This window comes from Massilia sp. P2_C2 (assembly GCF_056404615.1).
Map to the genome: position 1 here is coordinate 1 of NZ_JBFUDR010000342.1, position 6,015 is coordinate 6,015.

Sequence of the window (6,015 nt, forward strand, 5' to 3'; positions counted from 1 at the left end):
GGGCGATCCCGCGGCTGGCGCCCCGGCGGCCGGCGCTCCGGCGGCCGGCGCGTCGGCCGGCTGCGCATCGTCGTCCGCTCCCTCGTCCGCCAGCGTGGCGTCGAGCGCCATGCGCAGGCCCTCCAGCAGCGCGAGCTTTTCCTCGACGCTGGCATTCATCTCGCGGGTGTAGAACTGGAAGTTGTTGCTGCCCAGTTCCTTGGCGCGGTACATGGCGGCGTCGGCGTTCATCATCAGCGTCTTCGGATCCGCACCGTCGCGCGGGTAGACGACGACGCCCATGCTGCAGCTCACGCGCACGGCCTGGTCGCCGATCGGCACGGGTTCCGTGACGGCCTGGCGGATCTTTTCCAGTACCGGCGTGAGCGCCAGCGGGTTCTCGCCGGCCTCGGGCAGCAGGATCACGAATTCGTCGCCGCCCAGGCGGCCGAGCGTGTCGGAGCGGCGCAGACAGGCCTGCATGCGCGCGCCGACGACCTTCAGCAGCTCGTCGCCGGCGTTGTGGCCGAGGCCATCGTTGACGAGCTTGAAACCGTCCAGGTCGACGAAGGCGAGGGCCAGGTGGCCGTCGTTGCGCTGGGCGTTGCGCACGGCCTGGTCGAGGCGGTCGCGGATCAGGCTGCGGTTCGGCAGGCCCGTGAGCTCGTCGTGGTGCGCCATGTGGCGGATGCGGTCCTCGGCCAGCTTGCGCTCCGTGATGTCGCGCACCATCGCCACCGCGCCGCCTTCGACGGGTACGATCTGGCGCTGCAGCCAGCGGCCGGTGGCCGGGCCGGTCTGGGCCTGCCATTCCGCTTCCTGGACGCAGCGTTCGGTGACCACCCGCGCCAGCTGCTCGAACATGCCGTTCGCCCGGTAGTAGGGCAGCACGTCGTCCATCATCTGGCCGCGCAGGGCATCCCTGGACATGCCGGTGAACAGTTCGGCGCGCGTGTTCGTCTCTTCGATCATGAAGTCGACGATCTCGCCGTCGGCGCCCGTCACGCTGCGCAGCACGAAAAAGGCATCGGGGCTCGCTTCCGACGCGGCCGCATAGGTCTCCTGGGCCTGGCGCTGGCGCCGGCGCGCCTTGGCCACCTGCCACGACCACGCGCTGACCATCGCCACGACGGCGACCAGCAGCGAGCTCGCCGCCGTCGCGGCCACGAGGTAGGTGCCGTAATGCTGTTCGTATTGCGCCATCTGCTCGCTGCGCGCCAGGCCGACGACGGCCGTCAGCGGGAAGCCGTTCAGCCGGCGCGCGCCGACGTAGCGCTCGACGCCGTCGGGCGAGGTCGGCTGCGGCGCCTGCGCTTCCTCCTTCAGGCCCTCGAGCGCGATCGCCTGCCCCCACGAGACCTTGTCGCCGATGCGCACGGCGCGCGCGACGCCGTCGCTGCCGACCAGCGCCAGCAGGCCCAGTTCGCCCGCGCGCGAGCGCTCGTAGGAGCTGGTGAAATAGGCAGGGTCCACTTCGACGATGGCCACGCCGGCGAAGCGGCCGGCGGCATCGTCGAGGCGGCGGGTGAAATGCAGGTGCGGTTCCGACTTCACCGCGTCGCTATTCGTGTGGCTGACGAACGGGGCGCTGCTGTCGCCGTTCACGTGCACGGCAAAATACGCTTCGCGCGATATGTCCTGCCCGGGCATCGCGGGATTGCTGTCGACGATCTGGCCGTCGCGGTCCGCGATGGCGATCTGGAACACGAGGCCGGGCGGCAGCAGGCCCTGGGCGCGCAGCGCCGGCAGGGCGGCGCGCGGGCCGTTCAGCTCGACCGCGTACTTGATGACCTTCAGCGCCTGGTCGATGGCGTTCAGGTTGCGTGCCATCTGGGCTTCGTACGTGTCGAGCTGTTCGCGCGCGGCGTCGTGCGCGGCGTCGACGGCCGCGCGCCGTTCGACCTCGATGAAGTGGAAGGAAGCGACCCAGATCGCGATGAGCGGCAGCAGGGCGAACAGCGGCAGCGCGATATGGGTATCGAGGACGCGCGTCAGCCAGCGGGGACGGCGGCGGGGCCGGGCAGGCGTCTGGTTCATCATTGCACCACGAGGACGGCGTGCACGCTCGTGTCGAGCGCGCTCCGTTCGATATAGCCGATCGCGTCAAGGTCCTCGGCCACCTGGTCGGCGCGCAGCGTGGCGACCGGGTTGCGGGCGGAGACGATCACGACGAGGTCGGCCGCACCGGCCGGCACGCCGGCGAGGGCGCCGAGCAGCAGGGCCGCGCCCAGTCGACGGAAAACCTTGTACGCCGCCATGCTAGTACACGAAGTCGAGGGCGACGCTGGCCACATGGACCGTGTGCCCGGAGCGGAAGCGGGGCGTCTGGTTGATGAGGGTGCCGCGCGAGCCGTCGTGCGGGGTGACGTGGTCGTACTGCAGTTTCAGCGCCATGTTCGCGCGCAGGTCCCAGCGCAGCCCGGCCGCCGTCGACGTCTGCTGCGGGATGGTCGCGAGCAGGGCGTTCACGCCGGCGTTCAGCGCGGCCGCCGTCGGTGCCAGCGCCGGCGGCAGGGCGCCCACCGGCAGGCCCGGGTCGGACGTCGCGCCCGCGGCGCGCACGCTGGCCCAGGTCGCGTACGGCGTGAATGCATGCCGGCGCCAGCCGGCGCTGACGTAGGCGCTGCGCGTCGCGCCCAGGAAGGAGTGCCCGTTCGCGCGGCCCGCTTCGGCCATCAGGAACCATGTGCCCGGGTCGTAGTTCAGGCCGATGTTCATGAGCGTCAGGCGCTTGTGGTCCAGCGCATAGCGCGCGCCCAGCGCCTGGCCGGCCGGGCCGAATGCGCCGAGGGCGCCGAACAGTGCGCTGCCGATGTCGCTCGTGATCTCGGCGCTGATCGCGTTGGCGCGCACGCTGAACGCGCCCCATTCGCTCGTGTTGGACACGCCGATGCCGCCGCGCGCATACACGTGCAGCGGCGGCGTGAGCGACACCGCGCTGTGGCCGTAGAACACCTGCGACGCGTTGCGCACGGGGCCGATTCCCCAGCGCAGCGTGGCGTCGACGCCGTCGCTGCTCGTGATGGGCAGCACGTTGTAGCCTTCGACCGGCGGACGCACCCACGGATAGGCATAGCCGATCTTGCGGTAGTCCGCCATCAGGAACACGGGCAGGGCGATGCGGCCGGCGCGCACGTCCAGTTCGGGYGTCGCCTGGTATTTGACGTTGGCCCATTCGACGCGCGGCCGGGAGCTGTTGTCCAGACCCTGCTCGCTCACGATCTGCAGCACGGCCGACCAGCGGCGCGCGAGCGTGGCGTCGAGTTGCAGGCCGAGGCGGGTATCGACGTCGGGGCTCCAGCGGCGTGTGCCGCCGGCACCGCTCGCCTTCAGGACGGACGACGTGTAATCGGCCTCGCGTTCGCTCGCGTGCACGACGCCCAGCGTGCCGAATCCGGATACGCGCAAGTCGGGTGCCTGGCCGGGCTCGTCGGCGGCGCGGGCGGTACCGGAAAGGGCAAGTCCGAGCAGGGAAAGGAACAGGAGATGACCAGGGCGTGGTTGCTGCATGAGTGTCGACGCGTGGGCCGCTGGACCGGCGGATCGCGCGCCGGAGCCAGGATGGCCGGAAATTCACATCGAATGTAATCGGTGCGACTGGGAAAGTCGACAGGTTTTGCCCGGGTCGAGGATGTGTTCTATATTTTGTTGCGTTACGGCAACGGCATCAAGCCCACAACCGTCCGCCGCCCAGCTCCAGCTGGGTGAGGTAGAGACGCAGGTCGAATTCGTACTGGTGGTAGTCCGGTTCCATCCAGCAGCACAGTTTATAGAACGCCTTGTCGTGGTCCTTTTCCTTCAGGTGGGCCAGTTCGTGCACGGCGATCATGCGCAGGAAGGCGGGCGGGGCGTCGCGGAACACGGTGCCGATGCGGATTTCGTGCTTGGCCTTCAGGCGGCCGCCCTGCACGCGCGAGATCGCCGTGTGCAGGCCCAGCGCCTGCTGGACGATGCCGATCTTGCTGTCGTAGGCGACCTTGGACACGGGCGCGGCGTTGCGCAAGTATTCATCTTTCAAATCCTGCACGTACGCATACAAGGCCTTGTCGGTGCGGACGTCGTGCGCGTCCGGGTAGCGCTGGCGCAGGTGGTCGGCCAGGCGGTCTTCGGCGATCAGGCGTTCGACCTGGGACAGCACGTGCGCCGGATAGGCGCCCAGGTATTTCAGGAGAAAGGGAGAGGAGGACATAAGGGCGGCACTGTAGCACGTCCATGTCGTGGATGCAGCGGGAGGCAGACAAGCAGGGAACCGCGCCCGGCACGGCGGCGCGGCCTGCGCTTGCGCGCGATGGTGACAGGGGCCCGGCCAGGGCATCAGGGTTAACAGCCGGGCGATCCCGGGAACGTCATTGCTCCTTCGTACCCTGGCGGTTGCCCGCCTGGTTGCCCGCTGGGGTGCCCGTTTTCGCGGCGGCGGCGGCGCGGTTGGCGGACTGCCGGCTTTCCCCGCCCTTGCGACCGATGTCAGCCATGTGGGCGCGGTTACGGCTGACCACTTCCCCGCCTTTCTGGCCCGCCCGGCGCGCTTCCTCCGAATCGAATTCGTGCGCCGTGCCCTTCTGGTGGGCCGCCTGGCCACCCTTGCTGGCGATTTGACGCTGCTGGTTCTGGTCCATCGCAGCGAAACCGCGCTTGGCCGGCTGGCTTTTCTGCTCGCTGCCGCCGGAGTCGGCAGCGCCCTTGCCGCCATCCTTGCTTGTCGCCATATCGATCTCCTTGTGCCTGAACAATCAAACCGAGCGTCCATGGATGCGCTCGTGCGTTTAGAGAGGCAGGGGATGAAATGGTTCCGGCGGCGTGCGTCTGCGCGGCCCTCCGGCTTACGCCGTGGCGTCGCCTAACTTCAGCACCAGTTTCCCGAAGTTCTTCCCTTCGAACAGCATCGTCAACGCGTCGGGGAATTGTGCGAAGCCTTCGACCACGTGTTCGCGGCTCTGGATCGCGCCGTCGCGCAGCCAGGCGCCGAGGCGTTGCACGCCTTCCGGATAGCGTGCGGCATAGTCGAAGACGATCATGCCTTCCATGCGCGCCCGGTTCACGAGCAGGGACAGGTAGTTGGCCGGCCCGCGCACGGGTGTCGTGTTGTTGTATTGCGAGATGGCGCCGCAGATCACGATGCGTGCCTTCAGGTTGATGCGCGCCAGCACGGCGTCGAGGATCTCGCCGCCCACGTTGTCGAAATACACGTCCACACCCTGCGGACAGTGTTCATTCAGGCCCGCGGCGACGGGACCGGCCTTGTAGTCGATGCAGGCGTCGAACCCGAGCGTGTCGACGACGTAGCGGCATTTGTCCGGCCCGCCCGCGATGCCGACCACGCGGCAGCCCAGCTGTTTCGCCACCTGGCCCACCGTCATGCCGACGGCACCCGCGGCGGCCGACACGACGACCGTTTCCCCGGCCTTTGGCTGGCCGATGTCGGTCAGGCCGAAATACGCCGTCATGCCGGGCATGCCCAGCACGTTCAGCCAGGCCGGCAGCGGGGCAAGCGTGGGATCGATCTTCAGCGCGGCGGCGGTCTTCGCGTCGACGGGGCCCGTCCAGTATTCCTGCACGCCGAACATGCCGCTCAGATAGTCGCCCACGGCAACGTGCGGCGTGTTCGACGCCTCGACCACGCCCACTGCGCCGGCGCGCATCACGTCGCCGATGGCRACAGGCCTGATGTACGATTTGCCTTCGTTCATCCAGCCGCGCATGGCCGGATCGAGCGACACATACAGTACGCGGACGCGTACCTCGCCGTCGCCGGGCGCACGCAGGGGTTCTTCAGTCAATTGCCAGTCGGAAGCTTTCGGCAGGCCGACGGGGCGGGCGGCGAGGCGGAACTGCCGGTTCATCGGGGCAGGCTGAGTCATGCTGTCTATATGGACGCCTCCCTTTTGCAAGGTATTTTCAGCTCTGTTCAGACGAGGAAAGTCGCAGTTCTATATCCGGCCTTGTGCGCGGCATTGCCGCTGGCCCCGATGAAATCCGCTGACCCACACCTCATTCTCCTAACGGGCTGTTAGCCCCAGACAGCATTCAGGTTTGGTG

At 68.4% G+C, this 6,015-nt stretch carries 6 protein-coding genes; all 6 read right to left on the reverse strand.

Annotated elements, in window-relative coordinates:
• Positions 1–2,016 (reverse strand): sensor domain-containing diguanylate cyclase (locus tag AC1DYX_RS26525; protein WP_477264446.1); only part of this gene is annotated, 2,016 nt, incomplete at its 3' end.
• Positions 2,016–2,237, reverse strand: coding sequence for a hypothetical protein (locus tag AC1DYX_RS26530; protein WP_477264448.1), 222 nt, complete (start codon positions 2,235–2,237; stop codon positions 2,016–2,018). The genes AC1DYX_RS26525 and AC1DYX_RS26530, both read right to left, overlap by 1 nt.
• 1 nt (position 2,238) lies before the next feature.
• Positions 2,239–3,489, reverse strand: a complete 1,251-nt coding sequence (locus AC1DYX_RS26535) for a porin (RefSeq protein WP_477264450.1) — start codon at positions 3,487–3,489, stop codon at positions 2,239–2,241.
• Between the two features lie 157 nt (positions 3,490–3,646).
• On the reverse strand, positions 3,647–4,168 hold the full coding sequence (locus AC1DYX_RS26540; protein WP_477264452.1) for a M48 metallopeptidase family protein: 522 nt from the start codon (positions 4,166–4,168) through the stop codon (positions 3,647–3,649).
• A 157-nt stretch (positions 4,169–4,325) separates the two neighbouring features.
• Positions 4,326–4,685, reverse strand: coding sequence for a KGG domain-containing protein (locus AC1DYX_RS26545; RefSeq protein WP_477264454.1), 360 nt, complete (start codon positions 4,683–4,685; stop codon positions 4,326–4,328).
• 114 nt (positions 4,686–4,799) lie between these two features.
• Positions 4,800–5,837: an NADP-dependent oxidoreductase gene (locus tag AC1DYX_RS26550; RefSeq protein WP_477264456.1), complete on the reverse strand. Its 1,038-nt coding sequence runs from the start codon at positions 5,835–5,837 to the stop codon at positions 4,800–4,802.
• Positions 5,838–6,015: the final 178 nt, after the last annotated feature.